Below are 21834 nucleotides of genomic sequence, written 5' to 3' on the forward strand. Positions count from 1 at the left end.
CCACAGGGATTGAAGGTGAACGCTGAGTTACTCGGTGATCTTCTCGAAGTTGCGATAGAACATGTCGTCATCGCGGCTATCGGTCATCGAGTGCAGTTGGTAACCGCGATTGAGCCGCGCACCACCGTCACGGGTCAATGGTGCCCAGACGAGGTTGGCGCGGCGCATGGTCGACATACTCATCATCTCGTCGAACGGGATCGACAGATAGAGACCTTTGTCGAAGCTACCTTCCCCGTACTCGGCACTGCTGGCCGTGGTGATGGTCGCCCAGGCGCCGAAGCGCACGCCGTTGGAGAACTCGCGGGAAATATCCAGCGTGCCGCCCCAGTCACCGGCCAGATACCGGCCGACGCTAATGGCTGCGAGCGTGTCGTAAGGCAAATCCGTATAGCCAGTGATGTGCCCGGTGACCACCGAGTAATCACGCAGACCAAAGCCCTGATCGAACTCACGCTGACGCACGTAGTTCAGATCCGCGCCCACCGACCAACGCTCACCGGTCGGACGAAACAGCACCTCGCCCCCTACCCCGGCAAACATCGACTCCAGATAACCGCCGTAAACCATGCCATACCAGTCTTTATCCAGTTGCTCGGCATGGCTGAGCTGGAACATCGGCATGGTCACTTCAGACTCGGTCAGGTACTGACGCAAATCCGTGCGCACGCGCGGCAAGCCGCTGGGTGCGTCGTAGGAGAATTTGTCGAAGTTGTTGATCAGGTTGGCGCTGAGCAAGCCGCTCCACCAGGTGTTGCGGTTGAAGCGGTATTCGGCGTCCGCGTCGGCACTCAATTGATAGAGAAAGCCATCCGGGCCGCCGACGTTCTGCTTGAAGCCGAGGCCGACGCCATAACTAAAGTGCTGCGGCGCTTCGGTGTAGAGGGTTTTCTCGTTGTGCGGCATCGCCGGATTGATCTCGGTGGTGCGGTGCAGCGACAGCAGCGGTTCCTCGTTGTTGATCACTTCGCGGAAGGTCTGGCGCGGCACGCTGGTTTCTTCCAGCGGCAAGTCGTAGCGCTTGTTGACCAGGGTGAACCAGTCAATGTCGTCGTTGACGCTGTTATCCAGAATCCGGCTTGCACGGCCGACAGCCTTGGACGAATGGAAGTAACGCTGCTGCTCGCCATACACGATCAATTCGGAATCACGCTGGCTGATGCGCTCGACCTTGTATCCGGCGTTCTGCTGCAAACGCTGCGAGACGTTGGCCCAGTCGACTTGCTCCATCGACGTGGTCGGCATCTTCGCCGGCAACGGTTCAGGGGTGGGGTCGTAGGTTTTGGCCGGTGCCTTGCGGGTGGCGAAATTGGTGTGGAACGTGATGCCGAACATCGCCGTATTGCCGCGCTCCCACGCCGCGCTCACATCGACCGAATCCGCCACTTTGAACACCGCGCCGAAGTTGATCGGCGAGTCCTGCTTGATGATGTTGTCCTTCGGCTCGTGCTTGTAGTCGTTGCCTTCGTATTCGAGTTTCAGGCTGAGCCGATCCCAAGGCGTCTGATAACTCACCCCGCCGAAAAACGAAGGCTTGCCGCGAAAGTACGAACCCGAGTTGACGTCACCGGTGCCTTCGAGGGCGGGCCGGGTATCGAAGCGATCGCTGACATAGCCCAACGGGTTGTCGATGTCGCCGCGATTGCCCAGATAACCCCAGGCAATGCCGGCGCTGAAATCAAAATTGTCGAAGCGCTTGTTGGCGACAAAGAATTCACTGGAGAACAAACCCGTACCACCGATATCTCGGAAGCCCAGGGCTACATCGGGCAGCCAATGGCTCTCCTGCCAGAGCCGGACTTTGGCGTCGACCGCCTTATCCTTATAGCTTTGGCTGCCGCTCAGGGCCTCGGAGCCGTATGGCCGGTTGGTGATCGCGGTGTAGCGAAAGGAGCCTTCGAGCCAGTCCAGCGGCTGCAGCGACACGCTGTAGCGACTGTACGGCTCGGTGCGGTTGGCGTTGACGCTCAACTCGCCGGCCGGCGCCATGCGCGCTGTCGGCGTCTGCAACAGGCCGGTGCCACCGAAGTCATTTTGAGTAATGCGCGGTTCGGCATGCGCCAGACCACACGGCAATAACAACACAGCTGCAAAACGTAAATTCAACGAACCACCTCGGCCAGCTGCGTGGCAATCAATTCGGCCAACTGCTGATTCAGCTCAGGGACAGGCGGATCAAGATCATCATTTTTCACCGGCACCAGAATCTTGCTGCCGGCCACTGGAAAGTGCCCGCTCTCGCGATTCCAGTGTGCAATGCCGACGCGCCGGACCACGCCGTTGGGCTGAATCAGCCACAGGTAATCGGCTTCGGCATCGTCCAGTGGCGTGCAGCCTTCCAGGTATTCACGCGCTTCAAGCAACGGCTGATACGGCAAGTGGCAGGTTTGGGCGACAGCACCGAGCACTTCGACCTCATCGACCCGCTTGGGGTAGATCAGGCGATCGCCATCGTCGAGACGAATGTTGCGCGCGAAACCGACTTCCACCGCGACCGGATCGAGATCGGCAACCTGCCGCCCCGTTACCTGCATCTGCCGCACTTGCTCGGTCAAACGCAGTGCCAGCGCTGCACGGCTCGGTTTGTCGAAGAGCAACGCCATGCGCTGCAGCACGTCCAGATCGAACAACACGCCAGCCTTGAGCCGCGCCTGCTCTTCCAGCAACGACTGCCGCAACAACACGCCCGCCAGCCAATAACCTTCGGCATTCGGTACGGCCTCGTTGATCACATCGAGCAAGCGCCCGCCTGCCGGTAGCTTGACCGAGCCGGGGTTGGCGACGTCGCCGCTGACAGTGACTTCAGCCTGACTGACGCTGCTGATCAACAACAGGCACGCCGATAGAATCCTGAGCCGCTTCACGGCAGGTGCCTGCGATCAGGGGTCAGTTGCATGATCCTGACGCGCAATTGCGAGGTCAGTTGCTGCTCACTCTTGAAGATGAACCCGTCACGCGGATCGACCCAATAACGATTGGTCGCACTCAGGCCAATGGCCGGGGCGTCAATCTGCTCATCGACACGCAGCACGGTGTATTCCTTGTTGAGAATTTCCAGGGTTTGCGTGGAGCGGCGGATGAAGCGACTGTTGACGATCACCCCGACTTCCTGGCCCTTGTAGAGATCGATCCAGCGCCGGGTCGTGAAGCCATCGGCAACTTGATGCAGGCCTCGTTTGAACGGCGAGTCATCCGACAGGCGTGTGCCGTCCAGATCCCCTTCCAGGCCCAGACCAATGCTGCGCACGGCGAGGCCATCGCGCAGCAGCAATACTTGTTTGCCGGAAGCGACCCAGAACTGCAGGTCGTCGCGCTCGCGCACCAACGCCAGCACCCCAGAGCCGGACGGCGTGGTCAGTTTGAGTTGCGGATAGTTGACCTCGGCCACCTGGGCCGCGGTCACGTCCACCTCGTCCGGCCCGATCACCGCCGACTTGAGGTTGTTCAACGAAGCGCTCATCAGCGGGTTGCAGCCACACAACAACAGGGCCGCACTCAGGCAGACGCCAACTTTCAACGTGTTCACAGTCGGCGGCCTTATTTGCTGTTGTTACTGTATTCGCTCCAGTTCTTCGCAGCGGAAGCCCCGGTCCCGACAATCGACGCCGACGGCACCAATTGGCTGATGAAGCGGTTCCAGCGCGTCACGTTGGCAGGTCCGACGTAGACAACGTCCTGGGGCCGCACTTCGAAGTGCGTGGCGAGCGCCATGGCGGTCGGCGATTCAGCGTTCAACTGGTAGATCTTCGCCGGCTCCACGTCGAGATTTTCCACGCCACGAATGACGTACACCGCGTTGCCGTTGGAGGTGGTCTGGCTCAAGCCGCCCACCGAGCCGAGCACATCCGACAGGTTCATGGTGGCGGTCTTGAAGCTCAATGCGCGCGGCTGGTTGACCTCGCCCATGACGTAAATGCGCTTGTTGTCGTTATACGGCAGATACAACTGGTCGCCACCCTTGAGGTAGACGCCCTGCAACTCGGAATCCTGCTGATTGAGCGAGTCGAGATTCAGCGGATAAACCCGGCCGTTGCGCGTCAGCGTCAGACCGGACAAGTCAGCATTGTTGGTATCGATACCGGCGGAACCGAGGGCCTCGACCACGCTCAGCGGGTTGGTCGAAATCGCTTGCGGGCCGCCCTTGGCCACCGCGCCGGTGACCACGACTTTCTGACTGGCGAAACGCAGTACCGCGACATCTACCTGCGGTTCGGCGATGAACGCCGACAGCCGTTGTTCGATGTCCGCGCGCAGTTGCTGGATAGTCCGGCCGGCGGCCTGGACTTCCTTGATGAACGGGTAATACAGCGTGCCGTCGGAGCGCACCAGCCGGCCGTTGGCATCGATCTGTTGTTGCGCGCCGGACGGGGCTGTCAGCTCAGGGTGATCCCAGACCGTGATGTACAAGACATCGTTGTTACCGATGCGGTACTCGGCCGGGGTCGCCAACAGCTCCGCCGGCAGCGACTCACGCTTGTGCGTGGCGCGGGTGGTGGAAATCAGCTTGGGGGTGATCGGGATCAGCTCGACCCGGCTGCTTTCACTGGCCCCTTGGCGGGTGATGTCACTGGTGCTCAGGTATTGGCCCGGGGAAAACATGCAACCTTGTAAAGCGAGACTTGCCAACATTAAAAGAGAAAAACTACGAGTCATAATGGCACTACGCTATTCAAGGGCGAATCTAAAAAAGAAGTCACCCGACTTACGTCGGGCGACCCTGTACTGCACTAACAAAACTTCTGTTAGTTATGCGTGCCGGTTGTACCGGTGGTACCTGTGGTGCCGGTGGTACCGCCGTTGGCACTGCCACCGCTGTTGGACGCCGCTACTGCACTGGCAACCATTGCAGTACTGGCTGCTGGCGCTTGAGAAGCCGCCACACTGCCACCTACATTGGTCACCGCCGTCAGCGGTGCTTCAGCTGCGGCAGCCCAGTTGCTCAACATCGTCAACAGGGCAACTGCCATCACTTTCTTCATATCAACTCCTTTCTAACATTCAATCTGTTAAAAACCGATTGGTGTTAGAGGTGGTAGAGTTCAAGTCCGCGAAAAATGCGAACAAGATCCGTTGTTCTTTCACAGTCTTACCCAACTGATAAAAGTCGAACGGCAGGTTTATATCTACGGACTTGCAAAAGGCATTTCCAGCGTATTTTCCCGACGATATCTAACACCTGACCGAAACTAACATTTCGCATCAAAACGACATCAGCCGAGATAACCCTTGGGATGGTTCGATTGCCAGCGCCAAGTATCGGTGACCATGTCCTGCAAACTACGCGTGGCTTTCCAGCCCAACTCTTGCTCTGCTTTTGAAGCGTCGGCCCAACTTTCGGCAATATCCCCCGAACGACGCGGCATCATTCGATACGGCACGGGCTGCCCGCAGGCCTGCTCGAAGGCGCGCAGTACTTGCAACACGCTGTAGCCATCGCCGGTACCGAGGTTCCAGGTGTGAATGCCTGTGCGGTCAGTGATCGACTGCAAAGCCTTCAGGTGGCCGTCCGCCAGGTCCACGACGTGGATGTAGTCACGCACGCCGGTGCCGTCGACCGTCGGGTAATCGTTGCCGAAAATCGACAGTTCTTGCAGGCTGCCCACCGCGACCTGGCTGATATAAGGCACCAGATTATTGGGGATGCCGTTCGGGTCTTCGCCCATCTGACCGCTCTGATGCGCGCCGATCGGGTTGAAGTAACGCAGCAAGGCGATGCTCCAGCGCGGTTCGGACTGGCACAGGTCACGCAGGACGTTTTCGACAATCAGCTTGGATTGGCCGTAGGGATTGGTCGGATTGCCGGTCGGGAAATCCTCGCGGATCGGCATCTGCTCAGGCTCGCCGTAAACCGTCGCCGAAGAGCTGAAAACCAGCCGGAACACCCCGGCCGCCGCCATCGCCTGACACAGCGTGATGCTGCCACTGACGTTGGTTTCGTAATACGCCAGCGGCTTGCGCACACTCTCGCCGACGGCTTTGAGCCCGGCGAAGTGCAGCACAGCCTCGATGGCATGCTCCTGGAAAATCCGGTCAAGCAGCGCCCGGTCGCAGACATCACCGCGAATCATCAGCGCGCTCTTGCCACAGATGGCTTCCACCGCATGCAATGCCGCGTCGCTGCTGTTGCAGAGATTATCCAGCACGACAACTTCATAACCTGCTTCAAGCAAAGCAAGTGTGGTGTGCGAGCCGATATAGCCGGCGCCACCGGTTACCAGAATCTTCATAGCGCGGGTCCGTAATTGGATAAGTGCCAAGTAGCGTGTCAAGCCTGTTGTTGTGGAGATGTGTCGTAATCCACACAAACAAGCCGACAACAACCGAAAACAAAACTAGTTCAATGACTGGCAATATTTATTTTTGCAGGTCACACTGTATTGCCCGGTACTTATTAGCACTGCAAGTGCACTCATCACTATCAACAGATACCGACTAAAAATAACTAATAGCGCTCTAACCGACATCGCATAACATTGTCGTGTTTTACTGCCTCCACTGTTTGCCATTAATAACCTGACTCAGGTATTAAAGTAAGCCTTCAATACTCATTGAAACTTGCAGCCATTCGTTATGGCTCGCAACCGACGCCTGTGTTCCATGACTGTCCAGGATACTTTTATGATTCGTAAATGTTTGTTCCCCGCTGCCGGCTACGGCACGCGTTTCTTGCCGGCCACCAAAGCAATGCCGAAAGAGATGCTGCCGATCGTCAACAAACCGTTGATCGAGTACGCCGTTGAAGAAGCTCGGGACGCCGGCCTGCAACACATGGCAATCGTCACAGGCCGGGGCAAGCGTGCGCTGGAAGACCATTTCGACATCAGCTATGAACTGGAACACCAGATTCGCGGCACCGAGAAAGAGAAGTTTCTCGCTGGCACCCGTGAGCTGATCGACACCTGCACGTTCTCCTACACCCGCCAGGTAGAAATGAAGGGCCTGGGCCACGCCATTCTCAGCGGTCGCCCATTGATCGGCGACGAACCCTTCGCCGTAGTGCTGGCCGATGACCTGTGCCTGAACCTGGAAGGTGACGGCGTTCTCGCGCAAATGATCCAGCTGTACAAGAAATTCCGCTGCTCGATCGTCGCCATCCAGGAAGTCCCGGCCGACCAGACGCACAAGTACGGTGTGATCGCTGGCGAGCTGATTTCCGACGGCATCTACCGGGTCAACAACATGGTGGAAAAACCGGCGCCACAGGACGCCCCGTCCAACCTGGCGATCATCGGCCGCTACATCCTGACCCCGGACATTTTCGACCTGATCGCCGACACCCAACCGGGCAAGGGTGGCGAGATCCAGATCACCGACGCGCTGATGAAACAGGCGCAGAACGGTTGCGTGCTGGCCTACAAGTTCAAGGGCCTGCGCTTCGACTGCGGCGATGCCGAGGGATATCTGCAAGCGACCAACTTCTGCTACGAAAACGTGTACCTCAAGGGCCGCTGAGACGGCTCCAACACCCGACGCCCACTCTTCACTTCAGGCAGGTCACCATGAACATTGCACAACATTCCGTAGAGATTGAACGCGAGGTGGGCAACCTCGGGGTGGTGAGTTGGCTGTCACGCCATCAGCCGTTGCCCAGCGCCAACGAGTCCTGGCTGGGCACCATCCTGTTGGTGGAGCGCATCGGCATGTTTCCTTCGTCCGGCGATATTCGCCGGCCGATGGCCGATCCCTATCCCCTGCTCGCCCATCTGAAAACGCTTTACGGCGAACAGGCGCTGGAAATCGACGACCGCGATGGCCTGAAAGTGATTTTCACCGACTGGCGCTTTCGCGTGCGCATTTGCTGCAACGACCCGGCGATCATCATCAATGTGGAAACCCGATGTGATACGCGGTTGATGCCGCAGAAGCTCACGGAATTACTCGATCAGGTCGACGCCTTCGCCTGACTCACGTATCCAGTGACGCATTCGAATCATTCACGCCCCCCTCTGTAGGAGATGTCGATGGCTGCGATCTTTTGATTTTGTTTTTCAAGATCAAAAGATCGCAGCCTTCGGCAGCTCCTACAGGGGTTTGGGGGTGTCGCAATTGCCTGTGTGGCCACCCACGATCCAGCCATAGAAATAATCGGCAATCACCTTTCCACCCGTAGCCGGGACGGGATGAATCTTGTCCGGACCAATCATCGCGGCCGCATAGCGTTTGACGTCGGTGCCAAAGGCGCATTGCAGGTTGGCGTAACCCAGGTGCTGCTCATGCGCCCAGGGTTGCAGAACCTGCGCATACGCCGACATCGGATAGGCACTGGAGCGCGTGGTGTCTTGCCGCATGATCAGGTTGATGCTCGCCTTCGGCTGGATCTCGCGGATCATTCCCACCAGACCCTGAACGTTCTGCAGATACACCTCGGGTTTCACCCCAAAGCCCTGATCGTTGCCACCGAGCATAATCAGATAAACGTCAGCGGGAATTTTCGACACGGCGGCTTTCCACTGCATCTGCCAGTGCGGATCCTTGTGATAGAAGTCAGCAGATGCCGCGCCGGACGCCGCCAGTTTCGACACCCGCACACCGTTTTGATCATTACTCATCCACACGCCGAACAGCGTCGGCGCGCCTTTCACCACTTCCAGTTTGAACGCCCAATCCGCGGCTGTCCGCGTGCCCGGCAATGGCACTTCCTGAACGCCGGAACCGGCAAGCGTCAACGGCTTCCAGTCTTCCGATGGCGTCCAGCGATAGCGCAGCTCACTGGATTCGCCATTGCCGAGATAGAGCAATTTCGCCTGAGTGACTGCCGTGTTGATCCTGGGTGTCGGGTTGGCATCGATCTGCAACCAGGCGCCGGGACGCCCCGTCACCGTGCGGCTGTCGGGGCTGGCCTGGCCGAGGCCGGAGACATCCCAGCCACCACCAAAGTACTTTTCGCTGCTGCGGGTGTATTTGAAATGGGTGCCGCCCAGTGCCGCGCCATGGTTGAAGCCGACGTAGCCGGAACCGGCGAACCCCACCTCCCCGGCCACACGCTGCACCAGTTTGTTCAGATAGAAATCCTGCCCGGCGCTGTAGCTGTCGCCGATCACCGAGACCGCCAACACCTTGCCGGCCTTGCCTTCACGCCACTGGGCAAAGCGCTCGCGCGCATCCCCCACCTCGACCACCGACGCTGCAACGGGCTGAGCGTCATCAACTGCCAACATGCATAAATTCCTTCAGTCTGTTTGAGCCCCTTCGCGAGCAGGCTCGGTCCCACATTGGATCTGTGGCGTTCACCAGTCCTCTGTAGGAGCTGTCGAGTGAAACGAGGCTGCGATCTTTTGACCTTGTTTTTTACAATCAAGATCAAAAGATCGCAGCGTGCCGCAGCGCTTACAGGGGACTTGTGTTCCGACGACTCAGGTTTGCGCCACCGGTGCGATGGTCGCCGGCGGTTTTTTGCTTGCCGCGCGCTCACCGAGGAACAGCACGGAGGTGAAGTTGAACCGACTGAAAATCATCGACAACAGCACCGGCCCGAGCAAGCCGCAGGCCACACCCCCGAACACCAGCAGGCTCTCATCCTTCACGCCCAACCGCCCCAGCACAAACCGCGATGTGGCCGCGAACAACACATGAAACAGGAAGATCGCGTAGGAATAGCCACCGAGCCAAGTCAGCGCCTTCGAACGCATGTCACTGGATAGCAGCGCGATGCACGACACACAACCCACGATCAGACCGATCAGACTACGGCGATCGACAATCGCCTCGCGATCAATCGCCGCCACATACAGCAGCGTCAGCGAGATCAGCACAAACACCAGCGGCCCGATCACCTTGAACCGTTGCTTCAACGCCTCGACATTTTCCTGCCCAATCATCCCTGCCACAAAAAACGGCAGCAGGTAGATCGCGCCGTTGATACCGAACGCATCGAACTTGAACGGCGGCAGCAAAAACACCACGGCGGCAAAGGCAAACAGCAAATACAAACGCGTCGCCGAGCGCAGCAGACCGCGCCATTCCAGCAGGCCGACGAACATGAAAATGATGAACACCGCCTGCAAGAACCAGAAGTGGTTGATCGGCACCCAGAACGACAACAATGCGTCGATCACACCGACGTCCTTGTTCACTCCCGGCCCCACCGCTTGCAATACGGAGAACGGCACGCCCACGCAAAACAGCGGCACGATCAACCGCCGCACCTTGCCGGAAAAGAACGTCGAAAAGTCATTTCCGCGGATTTTGTAGATCGAATAGATGTACCCGGATATGAAGGTGAACAGCGGCATGCGCACGTACACCATCGAGTCGGCGATCACCCGGAACGGCGAACCCAGATCGATCTTCAAACCACCGCCCAACGGGCCGATGACGTGATAGAGCACCAACAGCAGGCACGCCAGGCCACGCAGGGTTTCGATCTCCAGGGACTTTTTCTTGCTCGACATAAAGCACCTGCCTCAATTCAGAATTCTTGATTCAACCTGCACCGGTTTGTTCGCCCGCAGCATCAATCCCAGACCCACAAACAGGACTGGCACCACCATCGAGAAGTGTCGGGCGAAAGAGCCGAAGTCCGGCTCGAACAAGCCTTGCACCAGCAAAAACGCCAGCGGAATCGCGATCAGTTCCTTGGGTTTTGTCTGGATGGGCGCGCCTTTGTAATCGGTCGAGGTGATGACTTTGAACAGCAGCAACGCGGTCATGATCATCAACGCCACGAAGATCACCTGACCCGGCCCCGACAGCAGGATCAGCTCCACCGGGAACGACAGCCGGAAGAAGATGATCATCGAGTCCAGCGCTTGCGAGACAAAGTCACTGCCGCTGAGCCAGGACACGATCAACGATTTCGAGCCCTCCTCCCCCGCCGTGCGCAGTTCGTTGTTGCTGGCGCGAATCGACGACACCGGAAACCCGAGCGCCACCTGGATCGCCATGGCCACCGCCAGGTAAAACAGGAACAGCATCAGGAAGAAGGTGAACCGCGAGACGTACTTCTTCATCACGCAGACGCCGACCCAGGACAGCGAAAACAGAATCCAGTAAGGCCGGATCAGCACGCCGTAGATCACCGCCGAGAGGAAGAAACCGCCGCGATATTTGCGCGTCAACGAGCTGAGCAAAATGCTCAACACCGCCACCGACACAATGATTTCCTTGGTCAGGTTCTCAAGGAAAAACGAGCGAACAATGCCCCACAGACACAGGGTGCCGAAGATCGCCAGCGGCATGCGCCGGAACACCACCACCGGAATCGCCGTGAGGAAAAAGTTGCAGAACATGCCGTAGGCCCAGGCATTGGTCAGGTTGATCCCGGTGGGCCGCAACAGGAACGCCGAACACTCGTAGGACGAGCGATCCGGCGAGAACGGGTTCCAGAAATTGCAGTTGTCGGCGCGGGCGTAAGACGACCATAACGTCATGGCATCCGGCCCGGGAGCACGCGGGACCAACAGCGGCATGGCCACCGATAGAAACAGCCCGGTGAAGAGGATCAGGAACGAGACGTACGAATCGAGTTTCTTGCCACGAAACTCGATGCACGGCAGCTTCAGGCCCATGACACGGCAGCCTTTTTCGTGCCGGTCACGCGGGTCAACAGAGCAATCACGCCGAGTTGCACAATGATCGCGAAGACGTTGCCCCAGGCCGCGCCATAGATCGAATAGTGCTTGATCAGCACATAGCTGACCGGCACTGAAACCAGCAAGCACAACGCCGCACTGGCGAGTGAGACGCGACTGTTTTTCGAGGCAATCAATCCGCCCCAGACGATGTCACCAATGGCGCGCAGGGCGAAGGAGAAGATCAGTACGGCAAGCAACGCGTTGTCCGGACGCGGCACGCTGGTGGCGACGTAATCGAGCACGATGTTGAAGAACAGGTAAATCGCCACCGCCACGGCAGCGGATACCACCAGCGAACGTGCAACCCATTTGTTCACGAACAGTTGCTTGACCGTGAACGGCTGCTGCTCAGCCTGAAAACGCTTGGCCAGCAGCGGAATGCCGACCACCGCTACCACCGCGTAAGACAACGCTTGCAAGGTGTTGGCCGCCGACCACGCGTACACGTATTTACCGAGGTTGGCGTAGGGTTCGAGGTCGGCGATCAGAAAGCGCTCGGCGTACTGACTCAATGCGATCAACCCGGTGCCGAAATAGAAAGGCAACCCGGCCTTCCACACAGCCGCCGTGGCCAGTGTTCCGGGCTCTCGCCCGTGATGAACGTTCACCACGATCAGGTAGCCGGCGATGATCACCAACACGTTGGCAACCACCCACAGCCACAAAACACTGGCAATTCCCGACACCCAGCCGAGCATCATCCCGCCTACGGCCAACAGCGCCCACAGACCGGTCTTGATAAAGAACAGTAATGCGCCCGCCGTGGCTTTCTGCGCGGAAAACACAAACGAGTTGATTTCGAACGACAGGTGTTCGGTGAGCAACACCAGCGTCACGCAAGTGACCAGCGCGATGGGCGCATCAACCTGCTGGAACAGTGAGTAAATCCCCACGGTCACCAGCGACAACACCAGCCCCACCGCCAGGTACAGCAGCAAAACCTTGTCGACAACCCGGCGTGAACTGCCGCCAACGCTGATCAACCGATTGATCTCGGAACTGAAACCGACGCTGTAGAACTTCGACGCGATCAACGACGCGGCAACCACCACGCCGTAAAAGCCCAACGCCTCATAACCGAGGAAATGGGTGATGGCCAGCACCAGCAAAAACTTCGCGCCCAATGCACCGCCGCGAAGCAGTAGCCGAAATATCATCGAACGATCCCTTTGATGATGTCGTCCATGGCCACGGTTTTTGCCTCGATCTCGCGGCAGGTGTCGGTCAGGCGCTTGCCGAAGTTCGACAGTGCGTTCGGTGCGTAAACCGTGTTGATGATGGTGTCGACATCGATGTCGCCGCCGTTGATCACCCAGTCCTCGACGCCCATGTCCTGATAGGCGCCAAAGCCTTTGCGCTCATAGCTGATGTGGTACGCCGGCACGCCCGACAGCAGCGATTCAATAGCGCCGTGCAGACGCACGGAAATCACCAGGTCCGGTTGATATTTGGCAATTGTGGCCTTCAACGACAGCAGGTCTTCGGTGATGCCCAGTTCGCGATAGAACGCGCCGTCATCGTTACCCCGTACGGCGCTTTGCACGGCGCAGACGACTTTGCTTTTGTTCTTCAGGCGTTGCAGCAGCAACTTCAGATTGGCGACGTAGGCGACTTTCTTTTCCTTGCTCCACTCCGGCGGCTTGCGCAGCACCACGCACACCGTGGCTGGCGACGAAGCGCAGCGGGTGAACTTGGGTTGCTGAAGGATCTTGCTGGCAAGCGACTGCACGGCCAGATCCGGCGCACGGTAGACGTTTTCACAGGCATCGAAAATCGCCGAGGAACGATTGTCACGCACGAACACCGCATCGGCGCTGGCATAGTGTTCGACGATCTTGCTGCTCTCGCCGTGGAATGGGCCGATGCTTTGCGGCAGGTACACCGACGGCACCTTGCTGAGGATCGCGGTTTCCAGTTGCTTGGCGTGACCCAGTTTCAGCTTGATGTGTTCAAAAGCGCTTTTCGAACGCATGTAGCCGCCGCCAACGCCGACGATCAGATCGGTTTTTTTCAACAGATCGGCGAGGCCCGCGTAGGACTGATTGAGAAACACGGCTTGCTTGACCCGTCCCAGCCCCTTGGCCGCCATCACCGGCGCGTCAAAACGCGGGTGCGGCAAATAGCTGAAGGACTCGGGATCGGAAGCCACGACACTGATCGCGGTGTCATCACCAAAGTTGCGCTGCACCAGGGCAATGGCCAGATCGACGAGCAGGCCGTCACCGGAGTTGGACGCACTGTAGCCATGCAAAATCGTTACGTTCATAAGCTTGAGTTCTACTTAATAAGAGGGAGCGCGATACAGATCGTAGGTCTGGCGAATCATCAACGCGGCGCTGAAACGCTCGCGGACGATGCTGCGACCTTCGTTGCCGAGGTCGAGCAACCTTGGCTTCTGGATTTTCGAAAGCACGTCGGCGAGTGCCTGGTGGTCACCTGAGGGAAAGACGTAACCGGACACTTCATCGGTGACCAGTTCAGGCAACGACGTGCAATTGCTGGCAATCACCGGCAGCCCCATGGCCATGCCTTCCAGTGGCACCATGGCAAAGCCTTCCCAACGACTCGGGACGATCAGCGCATCGGCCTTTTGATACAGCGCGTGCACTTCACTCGGCGTAACCCACGGCAAGTATTCAACCGAGTCCATCGGTGGGCACTCGACCGCATCCTCGTTGACAGCGCTACCCACCACGGTCAGTTTCAGATCGTTGCGCTGCACCTTGGCGTAGGCCTTGAGCAACACGTCGAAGCCTTTTTGATAGTCGAGACGACCGACAAACAGCAGGTGAATCGGCTCTGGATTGTGGATTTTCGCCGCGTCGTCCCGGTGATGAATGCCGTTGTAGATCAGCTTCATGCGCTTGCGCTCGATGCCGAACCGCGCGGCTTTATCGAGTTCGTACTGGCTGACGCAAATGATCACGTCGGTGACCTTCTGCAACACCCGCTCGATCCACGCATAGACTTTCTGCTTGGTCGGCGAACTCTCCATCAGGAACGAAAAGGCGTGCGGGCAGTAGACGATTTTCGGCTTGCGCCACGGTCGCAGCAGCACACAAACGCAACGCCCAATCACCCCGGAAAAAGTGCTGTGCAAATGCACCACATCGGGTTTTTCCTTGAGCATCACCTGGGTCATGCGCCAGGCGAAACGCAGCAGCGACGGCACATTCCGCCCGGTTCGGGCGAAGGTGCGGATCTGCTGCGGCGCGATGCCGTGCAGCTCTTTTTCCTGATCCTGCGGGACCAGATAAACCAGTTGATAGTTGGCAGCGTCGTCTTCGGGGGACGTTGAAATCGTGCGGATCACCGTCGCGACGCCACCTTTTATCGTTTCAGCCACGTGCAGTATTTTCTTCACAATTCACCCGCTTCAAAAGTAAGGACAACCGCTGAAACTCAGGACTTGTCGGACGCGTATTCGTAGTTGTAATAGCCGTAGCCACCGTTGCCGTAATAGCTCGCGGCACGCTTCTCGACGCCGTTGAATACCGCGCCTTTGAGCTCGATGCCGTTCTGGGCAAAGCGGCGAATGGTCAGCTCGATTTCTTTGGCCGGGTTCACCCCGAAGCGCGTGACGATCAGGCTGATGCCCGCATCACGGCCGACAATCGCCGCGTCGGTCACGGCCAGCAGCGGCGGTGTATCGATGATCACCACGTCGTACATGTCGCTGAGTTGCGCCAGCAGCTCGCGGAAATTGGCGTGCATCAACAGCTCGGAAGGATTGGGCGGTACTTGGCCACGACTGATGAAGTGCAGGTCGGCGCCTTCGATTTTATTGATCGCCTGTTCGACGCTGCAGCGTTTGACCAGCAGGTCCGACAGACCATTTTCGATCGGTACATTCAGGGTCTTGTGCAGATGCCCTTTGCGCATGTCGGCATCGATCAGCACCACACGCTGGCCGCTCTGCGCCATGACGGCGGCGAGGTTGGAGGACACGAAGGTCTTGCCGACCTGCGGGCTTGGCCCGGAAATCATGATGCGGTTGTTGGTCGAGTCCAGGCCCGCGAAATGCAGACAGGTGCGCAGGCTGCGGATCGATTCGATGGACAGATCCGTCGGGTTGCGCAATGCCAGCAGGTACGCCGGTTTGTCGACGCCGTCGCGGGCGCGACCTTTTTTCCCGTCCTCTTCCTGTTGCAGTGCGCTGTAGGGAATCGACGCATAGACCGGCAGGCCGAGTTGCTCGATGGCCTCTGGTCCTTCCAGACCACGACTCAGGGATTTGCGCAGCAGCACCAGCGCCACGCCGAGGAAGGCGCCGAGGAACGTGGCGATGAGCACGATCAAAGGTTTTTTCGGTTTGACCGGGCTGGTCAGGTCGACATCCGCCGTATCCACCAAACGGACGTTGCCGACAGCGCCGGCACGGACGATGTCCAGCTCTTGGGATTTGTTCAACAGTTGCGTATAGATCTGCGAGGCAACTTCGACATCGCGGGTCAGGTTGAGCAATTCCTGTTGCGTGGCCGGCAGGTCGCCGACTTTGCCTTCCAGCGATTTCTGTTGTTGGGTCAATTCGCCAATCTGCGACATCAACGCGCGGTAGGCCGGATGCTGCTTGGTGAATTTTCGATCCATCTCCGCCTGCTGCATTCGCAACTCGGAAATCCGCGTTTCGAGCGCCACGGACTGACCGAGCACCGATTGGGTTTCCAGCGAGATATTTACGGTTTTGCCGTGGGTCTGGTAGGCGTTGAGCGCATCGCTGGCCTTGGCCAGATCGCGTTTGACCTGCGGCAACTGGCTTTGCAGGAAGGCCAGGCTCTGCGCCGCTTCGGCCGAAGTGCGTCGCACGTTTTGCTCGACGTACAGCGCGGCGATCTTGTTGAGGATCCTCACCGCCTCCGCGGCGTCGCTACTGGCCAGCGCCAAGCGAATGATCCCCGACTCCTTGCCTTGCTCGGAAATATCCAGCGCATCCTGATAACTCTGGACAGTCACGATCCGTGGATTGCGCACCACTTCGAAACGCGTGCCGGGGTTCGCTGCCAACTGAGTGATCAGCCCTTCCACACCGTCCTGCGCGAAGGCTTCGCCCGTCGCGCCTTCCACCAGCAAGTTGTCGTTGTCATCGAACAACTGGAAGTGATGTTGCTCACCAGCGATCAACGTGAGTTTCTTGCCCAGCAACTCTTTAGGCAGATTGAGGCGGGCAAACTCCAGACGCTCACCGCCCCACGCGTAGCTGTTGAAGCCAAAACGTGGCGGCGCGACGCTGAACTCGGTTTCGCCGCGATAACGGCGGGCGAGAAAACCACCAATAACCGGGAACCTGTTGGGAGTGACGTCGATATCCAGACGCAGGTCATCGACGGTTTTGCCGATCACCGCGCGGGATTTGATGATGCCGATTTCGGTCACCGACGGCGATTGCCCACCGAGCATGCTGTTGAGGTCGGAAAACCCGAGCATGTCGTTCTTTTTCGGTTCGACCTGCACCAGCGCGTTCGCCAGGTACACGGGCGTGGCCAACACTGCATAGGCAACACCGGCGGCCATGAAGGCGCCGGTGAACGCGCCGATCAACCATTTCTGGTCAATCAAACTGCCGAATATGCCGAGCAGATCAATACTGTCTTGATCGTTATCACGGCTGGCGATTACTGACGGTAACTGCATAAGTCTGTTCTTACCATTCACTGAACTGAAGAATATTCATCAACGTGCGAGACGTTGCGCCCAAGAGCTGACAGCATCTTCAATCAATGCATGGGCATGAATAAAAGCGGCCTTGCCTTGACGATAGGGATCTTGTATTTCGCGTTCGCTCTGCCACTTGCCGAGCAAAAACACTTTGCCTCTGGCGTGAGAGGCAATTTTCAATACTTGATTTACGTGTTGTTTTTCCATGACCAGAATCAGGTCTGATTCATTGACGATGTCGGGCGTCAGTTGGCGCGCCCTGAATTCGTCTGCGCGATGCCCGTGGTCCTCCAGAACCTGCCGGGCCGACGCTTCCACGCCCTCGCCAACACGTGCTGCAAGGCCTGCGGAGGTCACTGAGATCTCTGATGGGGCCAGCGCGTTACGCAGCAGAAGTTCTGCTGTCGGACTACGGCATATATTGCCCACGCAGACGACAAGGATCTTTTTGAACAAGGTTTACTTTCCTGTGTAATATCAAACTGCCAACATCTAGAGCGAACTTTAATGAACACACTAGATCTTCCTGCACTCAGAAATAGATTCGCCCTGTTAATACAGCGTATTAAGTACCACAGGCCCAAATGTGGCCCAACCAGAATTACCGGACTAAAAATAACTGTGATTTTCGGGTGATGACTTCCTGACAAAAAATAACATTTACGCACTTAGTGCCGTTGTTAGTTTCGTAATTCATGTAACGAGATAACTATTCGCCGTTGTCATTCCCATTGTGAGAACCGACATGAAATCAGCCCGTCTCAAACGGCTCAGTGCCTCAGTGTTATTGGCGCTCAGCGCCGCTACTCAAGTTCACGCCAGTGAACTGTTCCCCAACCTTCCCGCCAGAACCATCGGCGTTCAGGTGAAGATCCAGAACTTCACCGCCGAAGACGCCGCCCATATCAAGGCCGCCGGATTCAGTTTTGTGCGCTTCGGCGTGTGGAGCGACAGCCTGAGCGCCAAGGCCTATCAGAAACAGGTCAGTGATGCCTTTGCGGCGGCCAGATCCGCAGGCCTGCCAGTTTTGCTGACCGTGCGCGCCATCAAGCCGCTGACCTCGGCGTCAGGCAATACCGCTGAACTGGCAACGGCTGGCGAATCCTTTGCCAACGCGCTGACCGGTCTGGAGACAACCTACAGCGCACAATTGGCGGCGATTGAAATCTGGAATGAGCCGGACCTTGAAACCTATTGGCCGACTCGTAATTTCGATACGACGTTCGTGCCGTTCATGAGCGCCGTGTGCAAGTCGCTGCAGGACAAACCGCAATCGACGCCACGGGTCGGCTACGGCTTCGCCCGGCCACCGACGGCGGGCTCCGCCTCAACCGTGGCGCTGAGCCGCATCGTCAGTGAATACCCGAAATGCCTCAACGCGATCTCCTATCACCCCTACGGCATGACCGCCACGCAGATCAGCAATGCACAGACTTTCATCCAGCAGAACTTCCACCTGCCCGGCGTCATCAGTGAATGGGGCATCTCGGCGCTGACCTCTAACGGCGGCAATGACGGACAAGCCAGTAAAATCGGCGCCTTCATCACCGATGTTAAAAGGCTCAACATCCCGCTGACATCGATATACGAATGGAAGAACAGTGACTCGGGCAGTAACGATCGCGAGAAAAACTTCGGCCTGCTCACCTCGAACGGTCAACCGAAACCGGCGAAAGCGGCAGCCGAAACGCAATTGAATGCCCAGTAGGCCACGTGCGACTGATCTGTGCGCAGGTCAGTTGCGTTGAACCTGTGAGCGGTTTTGGCATCGTATTCATCGATACCGCGCCCTGCCTTTCAAACAATCGTTTCCCGGTTGTTGCCGCATGGGCCCTCGATACACGCACCCGCCCTTGAGTGGCTGTCAGCGCTCGGGTAATGTCGTCAAACCCACAGGACAGAGCACACACATGACTTCCAAGCTGGAACAACTCAAACAAATGACCACCGTGGTTGCCGACACCGGCGACTTCGAAGCGATTGCCCGGGTCAAGCCGGTCGACGCCACCACCAACCCTTCCCTGCTGCTCAAGGCAGCGGCCATTCCTGCTTACGCCGAACTGCTGAACGCCTGCGTCAGCGACTGCAAGGGCGATGTGGGCCTGGCCAGCGACCGTTTCGGCGTCGCGGTGGGCCAGGAAATCCTGAAAGTGATTCCAGGCCGTATATCCACTGAAGTGGATGCGCGCCTGTCGTTCGATAAAGACGCCGTGCTGAAACGAGCGCATCGCCTGATCGAGCTTTATGACAAGGCCGGCATTGGCCGCGACCGCGTACTGATCAAGATCGCCTCGACCTGGGAAGGCATCCGCGCGGCCGAAGTGCTGGAGAAGGAAGGCATTCAGACCAACCTGACCCTGCTGTTCTCCTTCGCACAAGCTGCTGCGTGCGCCGATGCTGGCGTGTTCCTGATCTCGCCGTTCGTGGGCCGCATCTACGACTGGTACAAAAAGGCCAACGGCAATGAATACACCGGTGCCGATGATCCAGGCGTGCAGTCGGTTACGCGCATCTACAACTACTACAAGGCCAATGACTACAAGACCGTGGTGATGGGTGCGAGCTTCCGTAACCTGAACCAGATTGAACAACTGGCTGGCTGCGATCGCCTGACCATCAGCCCGGACCTGATCGACAAGCTGGCGGCAGACACCGGCAAGCTGGAGCGCAAACTGGCGCCGGGGCATGCCGGTGAGGCGCGTCTGAGCCTCAATGAAGCGCAGTTCCGCTGGTTGTCCAACGAAGACGCGATGGCCACCGAGAAACTGGCTGAAGGCATCCGTCAGTTTGCCCGTGATCAGGAAAAGCTTGAGGCATTGCTGCAAGCCAAGCTGTGATCTGAGTCGCTGGAATGCAAAAAGGGCGAACCTTGATGGGTTCGCCCTTTTTTGTTGCTGCTGGAAATTTGCGGCGCTCTCGCGGGCGCTAGCGCTTAATGCCGTTCGAGCGCATTCACCAGATCATGGAAGGCTTCACGATTGGAATCGTTCAACCCCATCAGGATCTTGTGCGCTTCCAGCACCTTGATCCGCACAATCTCTTCCGACTGATCCTGATCCGGCAGGTCGTCCAGGCACTCCGGGCATGGCACGGGGTGGTTGACGATGTTGAACACCTGCTCGAAACCCATCGATTGCAGCAGACGGGTGATGTCATCGTGGGTGGTGACGACGGTCGGCAGCAGGCCGACCTTCTGCCGCGACAGGATCGACAATTTGGCCAGCAGGCCCAATGTGGTGCTGTCGATGCTGCGGGTTTCGGTCAAATCGATCACGATCGCGTTGAAATTCAGCGCGGTGAAGATTTTCTCAATAGTCGCATCCAACGCCGAACACAGGGTCAGGCGAACTTCACCGACGAACTTCAGGACGAAGGTGCCGTCCTGCTCGGCGAACTGGATTCTACCGGTACTCATTAAAGATTCCTGCTCAACACCAACAGGGCGATATCATCCGGCATCTCCCCTAGCGTGGCCAATCCAAACACTTGCCGCAGACCATCCAGGCTGCCGCCCGCTGACTTCACCCGTTCGGGCAAAGCCGCTTCTTTTTCTTTGAGCGTAGGTTCTGGCAAAAGATCCAGAATGCCATCAGACATCAGCGTCAGGCTGAACGTCGGTGGCAGCTCAAGTACGTGGTCTTCGTAGGTGGCTTCATTGAAGAGGCCCACCGGCAGACCGCGTCCTTCGAGATAACGAACACTGTCAGGCGTGTACAACACAGGCAAAGGCAGATGGCCGCCAATGCTATAGGTCAACAAACCGGTCTCCTCGTCGATGACTCCACCGACCATTGTGACGTGTTTACCCAGCTTACAACTGATCAGTCCCCGGTTGATATGGCCAAGGACTTCCGAAGGCTTGAATTCCGGCAATGTGCCGCTGCGCTTGGATTCGAACAGCAAGCGCGTGGTCATGAACTTCAGCAGTACGGTGACGAAGGCTGAAGAGGCGCCATGACCCGATACGTCCGCCAGGTAAAACGCGACCCGACGCTCATCGACGCGGAAATAGTCGGCAAAATCACCCGACAGGTACAGCGACGGGATGATCTGGTGCGCAAACTTGAAATCGTCGATGCTCCACGGACTTTCCGGCAGCATGTTCATCTGCACCTGGCGACCGGCGTTCTGGTCTTCCTGGAGCAGGTTCAGGCTGGCTTCGAGTTCGCGGTTGGCCTTTTCCAGCTTCTCGCGATAGCGCTGGTTCTCCAGCAGCAGGCGCGCACGATCCAGGGCCCGGCGCACGGAATGCTCGAGCACAGCCAGATCTTCAAGAGGCTTGATCAGGTAATCCGCCGCGCCCAGGCGCAGGGCTTCGACCGCGTCGTTCATCACGCCGGCACCCGACACCACGATCACCGGCGTTTGCGGCGACCGCTCGGTGACCTGACGGATGAGTTCGAGACCGCCCATCTGCGGCATGCGCAGATCGCAGATGACCAGGTCGGGCTTGTCTTGCTCGAATACCTGAAGACCCTGTTGGCCGTTGCTGGCCTGCAGGACGCTGAAACCACTGTCTTCCAAATAGGCCGCGAGGCTCGCGCGCACTACTTCGTCATCATCGATTATCAGCAGCGTGGCACTGGTTTTTGGCATGTGGGCAAAC

The 21834-nt window shown here is 58.0% G+C and carries 20 protein-coding genes; 4 read left to right on the top strand and 16 right to left on the bottom strand.

The features are described from left to right. Positions 1-27 precede the first annotated feature (27 nt). The 6 genes from PSH79_RS18240 to galE form a co-directional block, all read right to left on the bottom strand. Positions 28-2106 (bottom strand): YjbH domain-containing protein, encoded by a 2079-nt coding sequence (locus tag PSH79_RS18240; protein ID WP_305438837.1) that lies wholly within the window; start codon positions 2104-2106, stop codon positions 28-30. Continuing rightward, complete coding sequence (locus tag PSH79_RS18245; protein ID WP_305438838.1) at positions 2103-2864, bottom strand: capsule biosynthesis GfcC family protein; 762 nt, start codon at positions 2862-2864, stop codon at positions 2103-2105. The genes PSH79_RS18240 and PSH79_RS18245 overlap by 4 nt, the downstream gene beginning before the upstream one ends. Further along, positions 2861-3526, bottom strand: coding sequence for a YjbF family lipoprotein (locus tag PSH79_RS18250; protein WP_305438840.1), 666 nt, complete (start codon positions 3524-3526; stop codon positions 2861-2863). Before PSH79_RS18250 ends, PSH79_RS18245 begins: the two co-directional genes overlap by 4 nt. A gap of 11 nt (positions 3527-3537) precedes the next feature. Then, positions 3538-4599, bottom strand: a complete 1062-nt coding sequence (locus PSH79_RS18255; RefSeq protein ID WP_262410293.1) for a polysaccharide biosynthesis/export family protein — start codon at positions 4597-4599, stop codon at positions 3538-3540. Positions 4600-4742: 143 nt separating this feature from the next. Beyond that, entirely contained in the window at positions 4743-4979 is a 237-nt protein-coding gene (locus PSH79_RS18260; RefSeq protein WP_016775457.1) for a hypothetical protein, read from the bottom strand. A 231-nt stretch (positions 4980-5210) separates the two neighbouring features. Continuing rightward, positions 5211-6227 (bottom strand): UDP-glucose 4-epimerase GalE, encoded by a 1017-nt coding sequence (gene galE / locus PSH79_RS18265; protein ID WP_305438842.1) that lies wholly within the window; start codon positions 6225-6227, stop codon positions 5211-5213. A 391-nt stretch (positions 6228-6618) separates the two neighbouring features. Here galE and galU point away from each other — a divergent pair, with 391 nt between their 5' ends. Further along, positions 6619-7452, top strand: coding sequence for a UTP--glucose-1-phosphate uridylyltransferase GalU (galU, locus tag PSH79_RS18270; protein ID WP_187677555.1), 834 nt, complete (start codon positions 6619-6621; stop codon positions 7450-7452). 47 nt (positions 7453-7499) lie between these two features. Beyond that, positions 7500-7904, top strand: coding sequence for a mannose-1-phosphate guanylyltransferase (locus tag PSH79_RS18275; protein WP_305438844.1), 405 nt, complete (start codon positions 7500-7502; stop codon positions 7902-7904). 117 nt (positions 7905-8021) lie between these two features. Here PSH79_RS18275 and PSH79_RS18280 read toward each other — a convergent pair whose 3' ends face one another. The 8 genes from PSH79_RS18280 to PSH79_RS18315 all read right to left on the bottom strand — a co-directional run bounded on the left by PSH79_RS18280 (position 8022) and on the right by PSH79_RS18315 (position 17684). After that, complete coding sequence (locus PSH79_RS18280) at positions 8022-9158, bottom strand: GDSL-type esterase/lipase family protein (protein ID WP_305438846.1); 1137 nt, start codon at positions 9156-9158, stop codon at positions 8022-8024. Between the two features lie 195 nt (positions 9159-9353). Further along, complete coding sequence (locus PSH79_RS18285) at positions 9354-10391, bottom strand: acyltransferase family protein (protein WP_305438848.1); 1038 nt, start codon at positions 10389-10391, stop codon at positions 9354-9356. Positions 10392-10403: 12 nt separating this feature from the next. Then, complete coding sequence (locus PSH79_RS18290) at positions 10404-11507, bottom strand: hypothetical protein (RefSeq protein WP_305438849.1); 1104 nt, start codon at positions 11505-11507, stop codon at positions 10404-10406. Then, entirely contained in the window at positions 11498-12730 is a 1233-nt protein-coding gene (locus tag PSH79_RS18295; protein ID WP_305438850.1) for a phosphoribosylaminoimidazole carboxylase, read from the bottom strand. The genes PSH79_RS18290 and PSH79_RS18295 overlap by 10 nt, the downstream gene beginning before the upstream one ends. Continuing rightward, positions 12727-13839, bottom strand: coding sequence for a polysaccharide pyruvyl transferase family protein (locus tag PSH79_RS18300; RefSeq protein ID WP_305438852.1), 1113 nt, complete (start codon positions 13837-13839; stop codon positions 12727-12729). Before PSH79_RS18300 ends, PSH79_RS18295 begins: the two co-directional genes overlap by 4 nt. Positions 13840-13854: 15 nt before the next feature. After that, entirely contained in the window at positions 13855-14937 is a 1083-nt protein-coding gene (locus tag PSH79_RS18305) for a glycosyltransferase (protein ID WP_370872517.1), read from the bottom strand. A gap of 38 nt (positions 14938-14975) precedes the next feature. Then, positions 14976-17204 carry a polysaccharide biosynthesis tyrosine autokinase gene (locus PSH79_RS18310; RefSeq protein ID WP_305438854.1) on the bottom strand — a complete coding sequence of 743 codons (2229 nt, stop codon included), beginning with the start codon at positions 17202-17204 and terminating at the stop codon, positions 14976-14978. A 39-nt stretch (positions 17205-17243) separates the two neighbouring features. Then, positions 17244-17684 (bottom strand): low molecular weight protein-tyrosine-phosphatase, encoded by a 441-nt coding sequence (locus PSH79_RS18315; protein WP_305438855.1) that lies wholly within the window; start codon positions 17682-17684, stop codon positions 17244-17246. A 289-nt stretch (positions 17685-17973) separates the two neighbouring features. On the opposite strand from PSH79_RS18315, the gene PSH79_RS18320 reads away from it, so the two are divergent. Together PSH79_RS18320 and tal are read left to right on the top strand one after the other, a co-directional pair. Next, positions 17974-18936: a glycosyl hydrolase family 5 gene (locus PSH79_RS18320; protein ID WP_305438857.1), complete on the top strand. Its 963-nt coding sequence runs from the start codon at positions 17974-17976 to the stop codon at positions 18934-18936. 202 nt (positions 18937-19138) lie between these two features. Then, on the top strand, positions 19139-20065 hold the full coding sequence (tal, locus tag PSH79_RS18325; RefSeq protein ID WP_305438858.1) for a transaldolase: 927 nt from the start codon (positions 19139-19141) through the stop codon (positions 20063-20065). Between the two features lie 95 nt (positions 20066-20160). On the opposite strand, the gene rssC is transcribed toward tal, so the two are convergent. Together rssC and rssB are read right to left on the bottom strand one after the other, a co-directional pair. Beyond that, positions 20161-20643, bottom strand: a complete 483-nt coding sequence (rssC, locus tag PSH79_RS18330) for an anti-sigma factor antagonist RssC (RefSeq protein WP_123532325.1) — start codon at positions 20641-20643, stop codon at positions 20161-20163. Further along, entirely contained in the window at positions 20643-21824 is a 1182-nt protein-coding gene (gene rssB / locus PSH79_RS18335) for a two-component system response regulator RssB (protein WP_305438860.1), read from the bottom strand. Before rssB ends, rssC begins: the two co-directional genes overlap by 1 nt. Between the last annotated feature and the right edge of the window lie 10 nt (positions 21825-21834).

This window comes from Pseudomonas sp. FP2196 (genome assembly GCF_030687715.1).
GTDB lineage: Bacteria > Pseudomonadota > Gammaproteobacteria > Pseudomonadales > Pseudomonadaceae > Aquipseudomonas.